This is a genomic window from Micromonospora sp. BS32 (assembly GCF_059089345.1).
In genome coordinates this window covers 1-17,022 of sequence record NZ_JBSSHR010000005.1, presented here as the reverse complement: position 1 = coordinate 17,022, position 17,022 = coordinate 1, and the positions used below count along the sequence as shown (strand labels likewise).

Here is a 17,022-nt window from a genome sequence, read left to right as displayed (position 1 = left end):
GCCTCCCTCACGCCGGGAGCGTCCATTTCTGGTTGGCGCCACCGGTGCACGACCAGATCTGCGTCCTCGTGCCGTTGGCCGAGGTGTTCCCGGTGACGTCGAGGCACTTGTTCGCCTGCGGGTTCACCAGGTCCCGACCGGCCGTCCAGACCCACTGCTGGGCGGGGGTGCCGTTGCAGGTCCAGAGCTGGACCCTGGTGCCGTCGGCGGTGCCGCCACCGGACACGTCGAGGCACTTGCCGAGGGAGCGGATCGTGCCGTCGGCGGCCCGGGTCCACTGCTGGTTGGCGCCGCCGGTGCACGACCAGATCTGGATCGGGGTGCCGTCGGCGGAGTTGTTGTCGGTGACGTCGAGGCAGGCGCCGCCCAGGCCGGTGATCGCCCCGGTCGGTGCGCCGCCCCCGGACGGGCTGCCGGACCAGGTGAAGGTGGCGGTGGTACGGGCCGGCAGCGAGTAGGTGAAGGACTGGCCGCCCCAGGCCACCTTCACCGACTGGGTGGAGGTGCCGGGGTTGTGGGCGATCAGCGCCTTGGAGCCGTCCGGGTTGCGCCAGGCGACGTTCGGCACGGTGGCGTTCGCGGTGGAGGCGATCCGGTACGCCCCGGGCCGGACGAACTTCGTCAGGTGGCCGGCGGTGTAGTACTCCACCGTGTAGTCGACCTGGCCGGCGCGGGTCCCGCCCTCCTGCACGGTGATCAGCCCGGTGCAGGTGGCGCAGCCGCCGTTGTGCGGGCCCATGTTCTGGTTGACCGCGAGGCTCCACTTGACCACGCTCCGGCTCCAGTTCCGGGCGTAGTTGACGATGTCGGCCATGTCCTCGTTGTGCTGGTTGCCGATCCAGGTGCCACCCGAGTGCTCGGTGCTGAACTGCGGCACGGCCGGGTACTGGTCGTGCACCTGGCTGCCGACCGCCGGGTCACCCCAGTAGCCGTGCCAGGCGATGCCGCCGAAGAGCGGGTCGGTGCGGACCGCGGCGTCGGCGAGCAGACCGGCGCCGATGGTGCCGTAGTCGCCGTGGTTCCAGTCGTGCACCAGCACCCGGGTGGTGATGCCGGCGGCGCGGAACGCCGGGTAGACGAAGTTCTTGGTCAGCTCGACCAGGCCGGAGGAGTTCCAGCTCATCCCGGGGTAGTCCATCGCGGTCGGGTTGCCGGCCTGACAGCAGTTCGGCTCGTTCTGCACCGAGAGGTAGTCGACCGGCACGCCGCGGGCCGCGTACGCCTGGATGGTCTTCACGAGGTACTGCGCGTAGGTGGCGTAGTACTCGTACCTCAGCCAGCCCATCTGGTCCATCCGGCCGTTGTCCTTCATCCAGCCGGGGGCGCTCCACGGCACCACCATCACCCGCAGCGCCGGGTTGAGCTGCCGGGCCTGCGCGGTGAGCAGCTCGACGTTCGTGTCGTAGCCGTTCGCGCCGAAGCCGGTGAGGTCGCAGCAGGTGTCGTCGAGGGAGACGTTGCCGGGCCGGGACAGGTCGGAGGCGCCGATCGGGTTGCGGACGAACGACAGGCCGATCCCGTCGGTGGGGCTGAACAGCCGGCGCATCACCTCGTCCCGGGTGGCGCTGCTGACCGGCCCGCCGCGCAGCAGGTAGGCGGTGGTGTCGGTGATCGAGGCGCCGGCCCCCTCGAACTGCTGGTACCGGGTGTTCTCGTCGACGGTGATGGTGTGCGTGGCGGTCCCGCCGGCGCCGAAGGCGACCGGGCTCTGTGGTTGCAGGCCGCGGGTGACGGTCCGGCCGCCAGCGTCGGAGGTGGTGGTGAGCCAGACGTCGACCCGTTCACCGGCGGCCTGGGCGGCCGGTGGCGGGGCGAGGGCGACGGCGGCGAGGCAGACCGCCGCGGCGACGGCCGCCGACCGGCGGCGGGTGGTGGGGGGTACGGGGTGCACGGGTGCTCCCTTCGGCTGGGGCCGGCCCCTGGCCGGGAAATCAATCGACGGTCATGACTGAGGGAACACCGTCACACCTCTTATGTCAAGGCATGAAAAAAGCGCCCTGGGAAGGGCGCCTCGGATCTGGGGGGCAGGGTGCGGCGGGCCGTCCGGGCCGTCCGGGACGTCCCGGACGGCCCGCCGCCCGACCGGTCACCGCTCGCCGCGGACCCGCCGGACCGTGTCGCGGTACCAGAGCGCACTGCGCTTCGGGGTGCGCCGTTGGGTGTCGTAGTCGACCCGGACGATGCCGAAGCGCTTGTCGTAGCCGTACGCCCACTCGAAGTTGTCCAGCAGGGACCAGGCGAAGTAGCCCCGCACGTCCGCCCCGGCCAGCCGGGCCAGGGCCACCGCGCGCAGGTGCTCGGCCAGGTACTCCACCCGGTCGTCGTCGGCCACGAAGCCGTCGGCGTCCGGCCGGTCGTCGAACGCCGCGCCGTTCTCGGTGATCACCAGCGGCACGCCCGGGTAGTCCCGGCCGAGCCGGACCAGCAGCTCGGTGAAGGACTCCGGGACGATCTCCCAGTCCATCGCGGTGCGCGGCAGGTCCCGCCGGACCACCCGCTGCACCGGCCGGCCCGCGTCGTCCCGGTCCCGCCCCTGCTCGTCCACCCCGGAGAAGAGCTGCCCGAAGTAGAAGTTGACGCCCAGCACGTCGATCGGGGCGGAGATCACCGCCAGGTCGCCCTCCTCGACGGGCACCCGTACCCCCTCGCGGGCCAGGTCGGCCAGTACGTCGTCGGGGTAGTGGCCGTGGATCAGCGGGTCCAGGTAGAGCCGGTTGCCCAGCCCGTCCGCCGCCCGCGCGGCGTCCCGGTCCGCCGGGCTGTCGGTGGCCGGGTCGGCGGTGGCCAGGTTGACGGTGATGCCCAGCTCCACCGGCCGGGTGGCCGCCGCCCGCAGCCGCTGGACGGCCAGCCCGTGCCCGAGCAGCAGGTGGTGCGCGGCGGCGATGGCGTCGCCCAGGTCGCGCCGGCCGGGGGCGTGCCCCCCGTAGGCGTAGCCGAGCATCGCCGAGCACCACGGCTCGTTCAGCGTGGTCCAGGTGTCCACCCGGTCGCCGAGGGCGTCGAAAACCAGCTCGGCGTAGTCGGCGAACCGGTACGCGGTGTCCCGGGCCGGCCAGCCGCCGGCGTCCTCCAGCTCCTGCGGCAGGTCCCAGTGGTAGAGGGTCACCCACGGGTCGACCCCCCGGCCGAGCAGCTCGTCGACCAGCCGGTCGTAGAAGGCCAGGCCGGCCCGGTTGGCCGGCCCGCGCCCGCCCGGCTGCACCCGCGGCCAGGCCACCGAGAAGCGGTACGTGTCCAGCCCCAGGTCGGCGATGAGCGCGACGTCCTGCGGCATCCGGTGGTAGTGGTCGCAGGCGGTGTCGCCGGTGTCGCCGTTCGCCACCGCGCCGGGGACCCGGCAGAAGGTGTCCCAGATGGACGGGGTCCGGCCGTCCTCGGCCACCGCGCCCTCGATCTGGTACGACGAGGTCGCCACGCCCCAGCGGAAGCTCGGCGGGAGGGTGTCGATCGGGTCGGCCTGACCGGTCGTCGCCGGACGGGTGAGGTCGGTGTCCATGGTTCTCCTCGCGGTAGCGGGTAAATCGGTCGGGGCCGGGTCGGGCCGGGTCACCGGGGGACCGCCTCGGCCGTCGGATGCAGCCAGCAGGCGACGGCACGCGCCGGGTCGTCGTCGGCGGGCGCGCCGAGCGGGGGGAGTTGGCTGTCGCAGGGGGTGAACGCCCGGGGGCAGCGCGGGTGGAACGCGCACCCGGTGGGCATGGCCCGCAGGTCCGGCGGGGAGCCGGGAATGCCGGTCAGCTCCCGGCGCGGCCCGCGCAACGCCGGGAAGGAGTGCAGCAGCCCGTCGGTGTATGGGTGCAGGGCGTGCCGGTACAGCTGCGCGGCGGGCGCCTCCTCGACGATCCGGCCGCCGTACATGATGGCGATCCGGTCCGAGAACTCCACCAGCAGCGACAGGTCGTGGGTGATGAACAGGACCGCGAAGCCGAGCCGCTGGCGCAGCTCGGCGAGCTGGCCGAGGATCTGCCGCTGCATCACCACGTCCAGCGCGGTGGTCGGTTCGTCCATGATGACGATCTGCGGTTCCAGCGCCAACGCCATGGCGATCATGACTCGTTGCCGCATCCCGCCGGAGAGCTGGTGCGGGTAGCTGTCGAGCCGGTCGGCGGCGATGCCGACCAGCCGGAGCAGGTCGCGGGCCCGGGCCAGCCGGGCCGCCCGGGTGGTCCCCGGCTCGTGCGCCCGGATCACGTCGAGCAGCTGGGTGGAGACCTTGTGCACCGGGTTGAGCGAGTTCATAGCGCCCTGGAACACGATGGAGGTCTCCGCCCAGCGGAACGCCCGCAGCCGCGCCGGCGAGAGCGACAGCACGTCCACCGGCGGCCCGTCGACCGGGTGATAGACCACCTCGCCGCCGCTGACCACCCCGGGCGGGGGGAGCAGCCGGGTCAGCCCGTACGCCAGGGTGGATTTGCCGCTGCCGCTCTCCCCGGCCAGCCCCAGCACCTCGCCCCGGTGCAGGGTGAGGTCCACCTCCCGGACGGCGTGCACCGCCTCGTCGCCGAGCCCGTAGTCGACGCTCAGCTTCCTGATCTCCAGCACCGGCTCGCTCATCGGATTCCCTCCCTCTGCGGTGCGGTGGCGGGCTCGGCGCGCTGCGGCGGTGGCGTGGGCCGGGCCAATACCGGGGTGAAGCCGACCCGCATCCGCACGAGGCGCCCGTCGGCGGTGCGGACCCGGGACCGTCCGCCGCTGCGCAGCCGGGGGCTGACGAACTCGTCGATGCCGAAGTTGATCAGCGCGAGGGCGGTGCCGAGCAGCGCGATGGCCAGCCCGGCCGGCACGAACCACCACCAGGCGCCCTGCGCGAGGGCCTGCTGGCTCTGCGCCCAGAACAGGATGGTGCCCCAGTTCCACGAGGAGACCGACGAGATGCCGATGAAGGCCAGGGTGATCTCCGACAGCACCGCGAAGATGACCGTGCCGACGAAGCCGGAGGCGATGATCGCGGTCAGGTTCGGCAGGATCTCGAAGACGATGATCCGCCAGGTGCTCTCCCCGGTGGCCCGGGCCGCCTCCACGTAGTCGCGCCGGCGCAGCGACAGCGTCTGCGCGCGCAGCACCCGGGCGCCCCAGGCCCACGAGGTCAGCCCGATGACCAGCGCGACGACCAGGTCGCCGGCTTCTGCGACGGTGGACGTGACGATGATGATCAGTGGCAGCGCCGGGATCACCAGGAACACGTTGGACAACGCGGAGAGGCCGTCGTCGGCCAGCCCGCCGAGGTAGCCGGCGGTCACCCCGACCAGGACCGACAGCACGGTGGCCACCAGCCCGGCGGTCAGGCCGACCAGCATCACCCCCCGGGTACCGACCAGCACCTGGCTGAACACGTCCTGGCCGAGGTGGGTGGTGCCGAACCAGTGCTGCGCCGACGGTGGCTGGAGCAGCTCGGCGCTGCGGGCGTCCGGGTCGTACGGGGCGATCCACGGGCCGATCACCGCGAGCAGCACGTACCCGCCGACCACGGCCAGCCCGGTCGCGGCCTTGCCGCCTGTGACGAAGCGCCAGCGGCGGCGCCGGGCGGCGGCGGACGGCTGGGCCATCGCCCCCTGCTTCGGGATGACCTGTTCGATGCTGGAGGTGGGAATGCTCATCGCTTCAGCCCTCCTTTCGGGTACGCGGGTCCAGCGCCAGGTACGCGACGTCGGCGAGCAGGTTCGCCACCAGCACGGAGAGCGTGATGACCAGGAAGATGCCCTGCATCAGCGGGTAGTCCTTGGCGCTGACCGCCCGGAAGAGCAGGAAGCCGAGCCCCGGATAGGAGAAGACGATCTCCACCAGCAGGGTGCCGCCGACGATGAAGCCGAGCGAGAGCGCGAAGCCGGCGACGTTCGGCAGCAGCGCGTTGCGGGCGGCGTAGTTCCAGGCCACCCGGCGCTCCGGCAGCCCCTTGGCGTGCGCCACGGTGATGTAGTCCTCGGCGGCGACGGTGACCATCATGTTGCGCATGCTGAGCATCCAGCCGCTCATCGACGAGATCAGGATCGTCGCGGCGGGCAGCAGGCTGTGTCGTACCGCGCTGCCCAGGAAGATGGTGTCCAGGGCCGGGACCAGGCCGGGCTCGTAGCCGCCGGAGGAGGGGAAGAAGCTGCCCGGTCCGGCCAGCACGGCGATCGCGACGAGCCCCAGCCAGAAGTACGGCACCGAGGAGAGGAAGGTGGTGGCCGGCAGCAGTCCGTCCAGCCAGGAGCCGCGCCGCCAGCCGGCGAGTACCCCGAGGCCGGTGCCGAGGGCGAAGCTGACCATGGTGGTGATGCCGACCAGGGCGAGCGTCCAGGGCAGGGCGTCGCTGATCACCTCGGACACCGGCGCCGGGAACGCGGTGAACGACAGCCCCAGGTCGCCGTGCAGGAGCTGCTGCCAGTAGTCGACGTACTGCTCCCAGATGCTGTCGTCGGAGTCGATGCCGAACAGCACGTAGAGCGAGCGGATCGCGTCGGTGCTGAGCTGGCCCTGGTAGCGGGAGATCAGCGACTTCACCGGGTCGCCGGGGATCATCCGGGGGATGAAGAAGTTGATGGTCAGCGCCGCCCACGCGGTGAACAGATAGAACGCCAGCCGGCGCAACAGGTAGGTCACGGTGCCTCCTCGGCTCGCGGCTGCGGGGCTCGCAAACCCGGCTCACTCCTCCCGCTCACGACGTTCCCTCCGCCCGGTCGTAGAGCCAGCAGGCGGCCCAGTGGCCGGGCCGGTCGCCGACGTCGAGGCGCGGCGGCAGGTCGGTGGCGCACCGGGGCATCGCCGCCGGACAGCGCGGGTGGAACCGGCAGCCGGCCGGTGGCCGGATCAGGCTGGGTGGCTCCCCGTCGCCGCGGTCCCGCTCGTCGGGCGCCGCGTCGCCGGTGATCCGGTCCGGGTCGGGCGCCGAATCGATCAACAGCTGGGTGTACGGATGGGCCGGCCGCTGGGTGACGGTCTCGCTGTCGCCCCCCTCGACCAGCCGGCCGGCGTACATCACCAGGGTCTCGTCGGCGAAGTAGCGGGCCGAGGCGATGTCGTGGGTGATGTAGAGGATGGCCAGGTGGAAGCGTTCCTTGAGGTCGCGGAGCAGGTTCAGCACGCCGAGCCGGATGGAGACGTCGAGCATCGAGACCGGCTCGTCGGCGAGCAGCACGTCCGGGTCGGCGCCGAGCGCCCGGGCGATGGCCACCCGCTGCCGCTGCCCGCCGGAGAGCTCGTGCGGGAACTTGTCCAGGTAACGCTCGGCCGGGGTGAGCGCGACCCGGCCGAGCAGGTCGGCCAGCGCCGCGTCCAGTTCGGCCGGGGTACGTCCGGCGTTGCCGTGGATGCGCAGCGCCCTGGTCAGGTGGTAGCGCACGGTGTGCACCGGGTTCAGCGAGGCGAACGGGTCCTGGAAGATCAGCTGCACCCGCCGGGCGTACGCCCGGAAGGGCCGGCCGCCGCGGACGGTGATCGGCTCGCCGCGCAGCCGGACGGTGCCGGCGGTGCGGGGGTAGAGCTGCGCGAGCAGCCGGGCGACCGTCGACTTGCCGGAGCCGGACTCGCCGACCAGGGCGGTGACCCGGCCGCGGCGCAGGGTGAGGTCGACGTCGTCGACCGCGTGCACGGCCGGTGTGGTGCGGGAGAACAGGCCACGCAGCCGCCTGCGGACGGGGAAGTGCTTGGTCAGGCCGACCGCCTCCAGCACCTCCTCGCGGACGGCCGGTGCGTCCGTGGTGGTGGTCGTCATGCCGGTTTCCTGTCTGCTCGGGAAGGGGTGAGCGTCCGCCGGGGTCCGGGCGGCGGGATCGCCGCCCGGACGTCGGAGGTCAGGAACCGGCCGGCTTGAGGTGCAGCACGACGTCGACCGCGTTCGGCTGGGTGGGCTGGGCCGCGCCGTAGGCGTCGGCGTCGTCCGGCCAGCCGGTCCAGTTCTTCGTGCTGTAGGCCGCGCCGACGTTGTCCGCGCCGACCGGGATCATCGGGGCCTGCTCCACGAAGACCTTCTGGAGCGTGGCCAGCGCCGCGGTCCGCGCCGCGTCGTCGGTGGCGTTGGCGTACGCGGCCAGCGCCGCGGTGGCCTCCCGGTTGTCGAAGCGGCCGAAGTTGCCGGCCGGGGAGGCCTTGCCGATCGGCTTGAGCAGCCGGCCGTCCATCACCGTCTGGTAGATGTCGTACGGGGTGGCGCCGCCGTTGGTCCAGCGGAAGGTCGCGTCGAACTTGCCCTCCTCGACGTTGCGGAACCAGGCGTCCTGGTTGGCCTTGTCCACGGTGGCCGTGACGCCGATCTTGGACAGGTTGTCCCGCACGATCTCCAGGCTGGTCTGGTAGTCCGACCAGCCGGCCGGGTCGGTGAGGGTGAGCTTGACCGGCTTACCGGTCGGGTCCAGCAGCGTGCTGCCGGAGTAGCGGAAGCCGGCGTCGGTGAGCAGCTTCTTCGCCGCGTCGACGTCGACCTTGTGCTCCTGGCCCCGGTACTCGGCGGAGATGTAGGCGTCCCCGGCCGGGCTGGGCAGGCCGGTCACGCTGCGCACCAGGGGGTGGAAGTAGCCCGCCTCGGCCTGGTTGAAGATGTCCTCCCGGTTGATCACCAGGTTCATCGCCCGGCGCAGCGCCGGGTTGTCGAACGGCTTCTTCGTGGTGTTGACGTAGAGACCGTGGATGCCGAGCACCGGCGGTGCCCACACCTTGTGGTTCGCCGGGTCCTTGCCGACGAAGACGGTCTTGACGTTCGGGATGAAGACGAAGCTCCACTCCGACTCGCCGTTCGCCAATGCGGTGGTCTGCGCGTTGTTGTCGGTGTAGGACGTGTAGCGCAGCTCCTTGACCTTCGGCAGCTCCTGCCAGTACCCGCCGGTGCGCACCGACAGGGTGGTGGTCTGCGGGGTGAACGACTTCAGCGTGTATGGGCCGCTGCCGACCGGGTTCTTGTTGATGTCGGTGGTCGGGTCCTTGATCGCCGACCAGACGTGCTGCGGCACGATCGGCACCATGGCCAGCACCTTCTGCTGGTTGACGAACTGCGGCGAGTCGAAGGTGAGGGTCACGTCGTTGCCGCTGCTCGACACCGACTTGTACGGCGTCGCGTACTGGTTCAGACCCTCGTTGGCCTTGACCAGGTTGTAGCTGAAGGCGACGTCGGCGGCGGTGACCGGCTTCCCGTCGGACCAGGTGGCGTTGTCGCGCACGGTCACGGTCACCGAGGTGTAGTCGCTGTTCCACGTCGCCTTGGTGGCCAGCCACGGCTTGAACGGCTGGGCCGGCTTGACCGGGTTCCACATCATCAGCGGCTCGTAGATCTGCCACCGGTAGCCCAGGGACGACGCCGACGAGGTGGTCAGGAACGGGTTGTGGTTCTCGGTCTGCGGGCCGTTGGGCATGCCGACGTTGAGCACCGTCGCGCCGCCCTTGGCGTCCCGGGCCTTGGTGTTCGCGGTCTCACCGCAGCCGGCGAGGGTCAGCGCGCCGGCCAGCGCGACGGCGACGAACTGTCGTCTTCTCATGGTGGTCTCCCTCGGTGCTCCCGTGCCCGGGAGCGGAGTGGTGGTGGGTGGAGGGTGTGCGGTGTCGCCACCGGCCGTCCGCGACCGGCGTGCTGGGTGGGTGAGTGGGGGGTCAGGCGCTCGTCGTCGAGCCCCGGACGGTGAAGGAGGTCGGGATGACGGTCGGGTGGTCGGGCAGCGGCGTGCCGTCGAAGTGGGCGATCAGGGCGCGGGCGGCGGCCGCGCCCATCTCGCGCAGCGGTTGCCGGACGGAGGTCAGCGGCGGGTGGGTGTGCCGGGCCAGCGGCAGGTCGTCGAAGCCGACGACCGCCACGTCCCGCGGGACCTCGTGGCCGGCGTCGCGCAGGGCGTGCAGCGCCCCGGCGGCGGAGAGGTCGTTGTGGGCGAAGACGGCGTCGAACGGCACGCCGGCGGCGAGCAGCCGCTGCACCGCCGCCCGTCCGCATTCGACGGTGAAGTCGCCCTCCACCACCAGGTCGGGGTCGATCGGCAGGCCGGCGTCGGCGTAGCCGTCGGCGAAGCCGGCCAACCGGTCCCGGGTGCACCCGAATCGGCGCAGTCCGGTCACGACCAGGGGGCGCCGCCGGCCGAGCGCCAGCAGATGGGTGGCGGCGGCCCGGGCGCCGTCGGCGTTGGTGGTGCGTACGGAGGGGAAGCCGGGCTGGTGGCCGCGGTCGTCGATCAGGATGACCGGCAGCCCCCGCCGGTGCAGGGTGGTGAGGTAGTCCAACGTGCCCTCGGGCTCGACGACCAGCAGGCCGTCGAAGGACTTCGCGGAGACCTGGGAGGCGAACCGCCGCATCGACTCGTCGCCCCGGTCGCAGGTGGACAGCAGCAGGCCGTACCCCTCGGTCTCGACCACGTCGGCGGCGCCCTGGAGGACCTCGCCCATCCACGGCCAGGTGAGTGAGGGGACCAGCATGCCGACCACCCGGGTCCGGCCCCGGGCCAGTCCGACCGCGCGGGCACTCGGCACGTAGCCCAGTTCGGTGATCACGGCCCGGACCCGAGCGGCGGTGGCCCCGTCCAGCTCGCCCCTGCCGTTGAGCACCCGCGAGACCGTCGTCTTGCTCACGCCCGCCCGGGCGGCGACGTCGGCGATGGTGATCGGCACGGGGGCTCCCGGGAGCGCGGGGGGAGGGGACGGAACCGGTTTCGGAAGCGGTTCCGTCGCAGTCAATCCGAGTGGCGGCGGTCACGTCAATAACGGCCAGGTAACGAAACATGGCTAACTTCAAGAACTTAAAAAAGTACGAAGGGCATTACCGGTGTCGATGGTCGGGTCGCGGCCGACCCGCACCGGCACCAACCTGGCTCGATGCGTCCGGCTCACCCGGACCGCGGGCGGCGGCGGGTTCCTCGGGCCTGCCGACCCGTGGCGCCCCGGCAGGCTCCGTCGACCTACTGCTCGACGTCCGGCCCGAGCAACCGGATCTCCTCGATGTCCAGCGCCGCCTGCACCTCCCGCTGCACGCTGTCGTCGATCTCGTTGGTGTCCCGCAGCCGGGTGACCTCGCGGCGCTTGTGCTCCAGGACGCCGAGCCGCAGCCGACGGTCCAGCTCGCGCACCCGGTCGGCCTCCTCGCCCCCGCCGGCGGCGGCCGACTCGTCGAGGTGCCGCTGGTAGTCGGCGCGCAGCCGCTCCACCGCGTCGGAGGTGACCCCGAGATCCGTCGCCACCTGTGGCAACGCGGTCAGGCCGGCCTCGGTGGCCTTCAGCCGGGCCTGCCGTACCTCGTCGCCGCGCTCCCGGTCGCCCCGCAGCCCGGCCCACTCGGCGACGGCCGGCAGCGTGGTGCCCTGGATCAGGATGGTCGACACGATCACCACCGCGGTGCAGAAGATGATCAGATCGCGGCCACGTACCGGCTCGCCGGCCCTGGTGGTCATCGGCACGGCGAGGGCGGCGGCCAGCGACACCGCGCCCCGGAAGCCGGCCCAGCCCGCCGCCAACCGGACCCGCCGGTCCACCGCCGGGCCCCGCCGGACGACCGGCAGGCCGTACGAGAAGAGCTGCACCCAGATCAGCCGGATCACCATTACCACCGCGGTCACCGCCACCGCGATGGTGATCGCCTGCGTCATCGACCTGCTGGTGACGCTCTGCACCGCCCGGGGGATCTGCATCCCGAGCAGCACGAAGAGCGATCCGTTGATCAAAAAGGTGGACAGGTCCCAGAACGCGTACGCGATCACCCGGGAGCGGGCCCGGATGACCCGGGGACCGGCGTAGGAGAGGACCAGCCCGGCGACCACGACCGCGAGCACCCCGCTGGCGTGCACGACCTCGGCGAGCAGGAACGCGGTGAACGGGGTGAGGACGCTCAGCGCGCCCTCCCGCATCGGGTCGTCGATGCGCTTGCGGATCAGCACCACGACCAGGCTGACCGCCAGGCCGGCACCGACCCCACCGGCCGCCGACGCGACGAAGCGGCCGAGGAACCCGAGCGGCCCGGGCGTGGTGCCGCCGACGATCAGGCCGACGGCGACCGAGAAGAGCACCAGCGCGGTGCCGTCGTTGACCAGGCTCTCCGCGCGCAGGGTGGTCAGGATGCGCCGGGGCATCCGCTTCGCCAGACCGGCCACCGCGGCGGCGTCGGTCGGCGCCAGCACCGCCCCCAGCACCCAGGCCGCCGCCGGGTCGAGGCCCAGGCCCTGCGCGACCAGGGAGACCCCGACCATGGTCACCCCGACCAGCGCCACCGACAGGGAGGCGATCACCAGCTTGTTGGCGCGGATCTCCCGGAGGCTGATGACCAGGCTCTCCCGGTAGAGCACGGCCGGCAGGAAGAGCAGCAGCACCACCTCGGGTTCGAGGACCACGTGCGAGAACGGCGGCAGCAGCGCGAGCAGGGCACCCATCGTGATCAGCAGCACCGGCGGGGCGACCCGGTACCGGCCGCCGATGGTCGTGCCGATCACCACCGTGGCGGCCAGCACCACGATCAGGATCAGTGCCTCCACCGCGTACTCCCGCCTCCCGGCTGCTCTCCCGGCGGCCGCGCGCCGGGCGTCGCGGTGCGGGGCGTCACCCGACATGCTGGTACGAAGTCGCCGACCGTGGCGGCGGAATCGGTGATCTGCCCCGGGGGTCAGGCCGTCGCGGCCGGCAGCCGGTGGCGCAGCGCGATCTCCAGGGCGAGCCGGGCGTCGGGGTCGTCCAGGGTCGCGCCGAACAGCTCGCGGAGCCGGCGCATCCGGTACCGGACGGTCTGCGGGTGGGTGTGCAGCTCGTCGGCGACCGCGACCACCTGACCCTGTTGGCGCAGCCAGGTGTGCAGGGTCGCGGCCAGAGCCTGCCGGGCGGCGGGCCGGACGTCGGCCAGCGGGGCGAGGACGGTGTCGGCGAGGTGGTCGGCCAGGCCGGGTTCCCACCGGGTGAGCAGGGTGACCAGGTGCTGGTCGCAGTCGACCGGGACGCCGGCCGGCAGGACACCCCGCAGCGTCAGCGCCAGCGCCCGGCGGGAGAGCCGGTAGGAGAGCCGGGCCCGGTTCACCTCGACGGCCGGCCCGACCGCCGCCCGCCGGCCGCCCAGCACCTGGCGGGCCCGGGCGAGGCGACCGGGGGTGTGCGGCTCGGGCAGCACGATCCGCACGGCGTCGTCGATCACGGTGGCGATCGCCCCGGCGCCGATGGCTCCGGCCAGCGGGTCGGCGTCGGTGCCGTCGACGCTGAGCACGGCGACGGTGGCGGGCAGCGGCCAGCGCGCGGCGTCGGCGGCGGCCCGCCGCACCCCGTCGGCCGGTGGCTCGGGCTGCACGAGCAGGGTGATCAGGCGCCGCCGCGCGGTCGCCCAGTCCCGCGCGGCGTCGCGCTGCTCGTCGAGGTATCCCTCGGCGGCGGCGCCGGCCAGCACGTCGGCGTAGCCGAAGAGCGCGCCGGCGACGACGTACAGGTCGGCGGGGGCGGGGCCGGCCGCGGTGGCGTGCTCCACCAGGATGGCCCAGAGGTCGCGGGCGCCGACGGTGAGCACGGCGCGCAGCGCGTCCACCCGGTGGCCCTCGCGGTACTCGGTGCGGCCGAGGGCGTGAAAGACGGCCCGGGTGGGGGCCAGGTCCCGGCCGGGGTCGGCGACCGCGTCGACGAAGGTGTCCACGGCGGTCCGTACGCCCAGGGCGAGGCCGCGGCCCTGCCCGCCGGTCAGCGACCGGCCCTGCTGCCGCATCGCGACGCGAACCGTGCCGAGGATCCGCTCGTGCAGGGCGGCGCGGAGGGCGCGGACGTGGTCGCCGACCACCGGGTCGAGCCCGGCGAGGCCGGGCTCGAGGTCGACGAACGCGTCGGACATCGGGCTTCCTTGTCATCCGGGTTACAAAAGCGGGGCCGGATCCTGCGCCCCATTGCCGATGATTTTGGCACGCCGGTACGTACCGTCGGTGCCATGGATACCGATGTCATCGTGGTGGGGGCCGGCCTGGCCGGGCTGGTCGCCGCCGCCGAGGCGGCCGACGCGGGCCGCCGGGTGCTGCTGCTGGACCAGGAGCCGGAGCAGAACCTGGGCGGTCAGGCCTTCTGGTCGTTCGGCGGGCTCTTCCTGGTCGACTCACCCGAGCAGCGGAGGATGGGCATCCGCGACTCGGTCGAGCTGGCGTGGCAGGACTGGACGGGTAGCGCCGCCTTCGACCGGCCGGAGGACCACTGGCCGCGCCGCTGGGCCGAGGCGTACGTGCACTTCGCCGCGGGGGAGAAGCGGGCCTGGCTGCGCGGCCTGGGTCACCGGGTCTTCCCGGTGGTCAGCTGGGCCGAGCGCGGCGGCGGGGCGGCCCACGGCCACGGCAATTCGGTCCCCCGGTTCCACATCACCTGGGGCACCGGCCCGGGGCTGGTCGAGCCGTTCGCCCGCCGGGTCCGCGCCGCCGTCGCCGACGGCCGGGTACGGCTGCTGTTCCGGCACCGGGTCGACGAGCTGGTCACCGCGGACGGCGTGGTCACCGGCGTGCGCGGCGCGGTCCTCGAACCTGACGACGCGCCGCGCGGGGTGAGCAGCTCGCGGGTGGTGGTCGGCGACTTCGCGTACGGCGCGCAGGCGGTGATCGTCACCTCCGGCGGCATCGGCGGCAACCACGACCTGGTCCGGCGGGCCTGGCCGGCGCGACTGGGCACCCCGCCGACCCGGATGGTCGCCGGGGTGCCGGCGCACGTCGACGGTCGGATGCTGGCGATCACCGAGGAGGCCGGCGGCCAGGTGATCAACCCGGACCGGATGTGGCACTACACCGAGGGGCTGCGCAACTGGGACCCGGTCTGGCCCGGCCACGGCATCCGGATCCTGCCCGGCCCGTCGTCGCTCTGGCTCGACGCGACCGGCCGGCGGCTGCCGGCGCCGTTGTTCCCCGGCTTCGACACCCTGGCCACCCTGCGCCACCTGCGCGCCACCGGCCACGACTACAGCTGGTTCCTGCTCACCCAGAAGATCATCGAGAAGGAGTTCGCGCTGTCGGGCTCCGAGCAGAACCCGGACCTGACCAACCGCAGCGTCCGGCAGCTCCTGCACCGGGTACGCCCCGGCGCGCCCGCGCCGGTCGAGGCGTTCAAGCGACACGGGGCGGACTTCGTCGTCGCCGCCACCCTGCCCGAGCTGGTCGACGGGATGAACAAGCTGGCGGCCGGCACCGGCGGCCCACAGCTCGACGCCGCCGAGGTTCGCCGAATCGTCGAGGCCCGGGACCGGGAGCTGGCCCATCCGTTCGGCAAGGACGCCCAGTTGCACGCCATCCGCGACGCCCGCCGGTACCGGGGCGACCGGCTCATCCGGGTCGCCCCGCCGCACCGGCTGCTCGACCCGGCCGCCGGCCCGCTGATCGCCGTCCAGCTGCACGTGCTCACCCGCAAGACGCTCGGTGGCCTGCACACCGACCTGGACGCTCGGGTGCTGCGCCCCGACGGCGAACCGCTGGGCGGCCTCTACGCCGCCGGGGAGGTCGCCGGCTTCGGGGGCGGCGGCATGCACGGCTACAACGCCCTGGAGGGCACCTTCCTCGGCGGCTGCCTCTTCTCCGGCCGGACCGCCGGGCGGGCCGCCGCGGCCGCCGTCGCCTGAGTGGGTCCCGCGCGTCGTTGCCGCGGTCGCTCGCGCGGCCAACCGGGGCCGCCACCGCCATGCTGGGCGTGGCGGCCCCGGGGGCCGGACGCGGCGTCGGCGCCGGTGCCTGTCAGCGGTGCGGCCCGCGGGTCAGTACCGCAGCCTGCGCAGGTAGCGGTAGCCGACCTCGGCGGTCTGCTGGGGCGTCAGGTCGGGGGTGTCGTTCTCGACGATGTACTCGAGCACCCGGTGCGCCCGGAAGATCCGGGGGAAATCGATCATCCCGGTGCCCAGGTCGGCCATGTCGCCGTCCGCCTCGTGCCGGTCCTTGACGTGGTACTGCAGGACCCGTTGCGGCGCGGACCGGATCACGTCGATCGCGAAGCCCTCCGGGTCGGCGACCCCGTCGCCGGAGTTGATGCCGCCGGTGACGGCCCAGTAGAGGTCGATCTCCAGGTGGACGAGCTGGGGATCGAGCTCCGAGGTCAACACGTCCCAAGGGCGCTTGCCGCCGCCGAGGTCGATGGTGAACTCGTGGGCGTGGTTGTGGTAGCCGTAGCGCAGGCCGGCCGCGGCCGCCGCGGCTGCCTCGACGTTCATCTGTTCCGCCCAGCGCTTCCAGTCGTCCTCGCGGTTCGAGTTGAGGTACGGCACCACCATGAACGACTGGCCCAGGGTGACCGCGTTCTGGATCTTCTGCGCCAAGCCGGCGGCGTCTCCGCTGATCCCGTCGTGGCTGGACGTCGGCTTGATGCCGATGCCATCCAGGAACTGCCGCAGCTGCGCGGCGGTACGCCCGAAGTATCCGAGCGCCAGCTCCACGCGCGGATAGCCGATCTGGGCGAGGTGGGTGAGGGTGGCGTCGTAGCCCGGCGCGCCCCAGAGCGCGTCACGCATCGTCCACAGCTGGATGCTGATCAGGCCCGGGGGCACGTGCCGCTGCCCGGTGGGACGGGCGGTCGCCTGGGCACCGGTCGCGCCGAGGCCCGAGGCGAGCCCGACGCCGGCGAGCGCGGCCAGAGAACCGCGCAACACGCTGCGTCGGTCGATGACGGACCGGCGTAGTGCGCCCGCCCCGTCGTATCCGTAACACATGATGACTCCTTCCGTCGATCTACGCGGTGGGGATCAGGACGACCCGGTCCGTTCCGGTCGGCGCGGTGGCTCCCTTCCGGACGGTGTCCGGGCGTGCTGAACCGCCCGTCGCCGGGGACGCGGCGACCGCGGGTCGGCGGTGCTTCGCGGCTGCACCGGGCGACGGGTGACGGAGCTGGGTTGTGGAGAGTGGACGGTGAGGTCAGGGCCTGCCGGCCGCCGAAGGCCGGTGTGCTGTGCCGGTGGCTCGACACGTCGGCACGCGGCCGACGCTAACAAGCTTCATGTCGATACGTCCATACCTTTCGCCTATTCGGACTCGACTTTCTCTCGATAAGACGAAAGTTCGACCAGGGGAAGCCGGACGCAGTGGCGGCCCCGCCCCGGGCGGGCCCGGGGGCCCCGGGGGGGGGTGGCGGGGTGAGGGGGGGGGGGGGGGGGGCGCGGGGGGGGGG

At 72.9% G+C, this 17,022-nt stretch carries 12 protein-coding genes; 1 reads left to right on the top strand and 11 read right to left on the bottom strand.

Annotation, left to right across the window (positions count from 1 at the left end):
* Positions 1-7: 7 nt before the first annotated feature.
* The 10 genes from AC5RWQ_RS09720 to AC5RWQ_RS09675 form a co-directional block, all read right to left on the bottom strand.
* Positions 8-1,891, bottom strand: coding sequence for a ricin-type beta-trefoil lectin domain protein (locus AC5RWQ_RS09720; RefSeq protein WP_494282403.1), 1,884 nt, complete (start codon positions 1,889-1,891; stop codon positions 8-10).
* Positions 1,892-2,086: 195 nt separating this feature from the next.
* Positions 2,087-3,499 carry a GH1 family beta-glucosidase gene (locus AC5RWQ_RS09715; protein ID WP_494282402.1) on the bottom strand — a complete coding sequence of 471 codons (1,413 nt, stop codon included), beginning with the start codon at positions 3,497-3,499 and terminating at the stop codon, positions 2,087-2,089.
* A gap of 50 nt (positions 3,500-3,549) precedes the next feature.
* Positions 3,550-4,557, bottom strand: coding sequence for an ABC transporter ATP-binding protein (locus tag AC5RWQ_RS09710; protein WP_494282401.1), 1,008 nt, complete (start codon positions 4,555-4,557; stop codon positions 3,550-3,552).
* Positions 4,554-5,600 (bottom strand): ABC transporter permease, encoded by a 1,047-nt coding sequence (locus AC5RWQ_RS09705; protein ID WP_494282400.1) that lies wholly within the window; start codon positions 5,598-5,600, stop codon positions 4,554-4,556. Before AC5RWQ_RS09705 ends, AC5RWQ_RS09710 begins: the two co-directional genes overlap by 4 nt.
* 4 nt (positions 5,601-5,604) lie before the next feature.
* Positions 5,605-6,585 carry an ABC transporter permease gene (locus AC5RWQ_RS09700; protein ID WP_334489204.1) on the bottom strand — a complete coding sequence of 327 codons (981 nt, stop codon included), beginning with the start codon at positions 6,583-6,585 and terminating at the stop codon, positions 5,605-5,607.
* 55 nt (positions 6,586-6,640) lie between these two features.
* Positions 6,641-7,696 (bottom strand): ABC transporter ATP-binding protein, encoded by a 1,056-nt coding sequence (locus AC5RWQ_RS09695; RefSeq protein ID WP_494282399.1) that lies wholly within the window; start codon positions 7,694-7,696, stop codon positions 6,641-6,643.
* Positions 7,697-7,775: 79 nt separating this feature from the next.
* Complete coding sequence (locus AC5RWQ_RS09690) at positions 7,776-9,449, bottom strand: ABC transporter substrate-binding protein (protein ID WP_494282398.1); 1,674 nt, start codon at positions 9,447-9,449, stop codon at positions 7,776-7,778.
* A 112-nt stretch (positions 9,450-9,561) separates the two neighbouring features.
* Entirely contained in the window at positions 9,562-10,563 is a 1,002-nt protein-coding gene (locus AC5RWQ_RS09685; protein ID WP_494282397.1) for a LacI family DNA-binding transcriptional regulator, read from the bottom strand.
* 287 nt (positions 10,564-10,850) lie between these two features.
* Positions 10,851-12,413 carry a Na+/H+ antiporter gene (locus tag AC5RWQ_RS09680; RefSeq protein ID WP_494282396.1) on the bottom strand — a complete coding sequence of 521 codons (1,563 nt, stop codon included), beginning with the start codon at positions 12,411-12,413 and terminating at the stop codon, positions 10,851-10,853.
* A gap of 128 nt (positions 12,414-12,541) precedes the next feature.
* Positions 12,542-13,738: a PucR family transcriptional regulator gene (locus tag AC5RWQ_RS09675; protein WP_494282395.1), complete on the bottom strand. Its 1,197-nt coding sequence runs from the start codon at positions 13,736-13,738 to the stop codon at positions 12,542-12,544.
* Between the two features lie 93 nt (positions 13,739-13,831).
* On the opposite strand from AC5RWQ_RS09675, the gene AC5RWQ_RS09670 reads away from it, so the two are divergent.
* The gene (locus tag AC5RWQ_RS09670) at positions 13,832-15,490 is read left to right on the top strand and encodes an FAD-binding dehydrogenase (protein WP_494282394.1); all 1,659 of its coding nucleotides are present in this window, start codon (positions 13,832-13,834) and stop codon (positions 15,488-15,490) included.
* Between the two features lie 132 nt (positions 15,491-15,622).
* On the opposite strand, the gene AC5RWQ_RS09665 is transcribed toward AC5RWQ_RS09670, so the two are convergent.
* A complete protein-coding gene (locus AC5RWQ_RS09665; RefSeq protein ID WP_494282393.1) occupies positions 15,623-16,567 on the bottom strand; it encodes a sugar phosphate isomerase/epimerase family protein in 945 nt (314 codons plus the stop codon).
* Positions 16,568-17,022 lie beyond the last annotated feature (455 nt).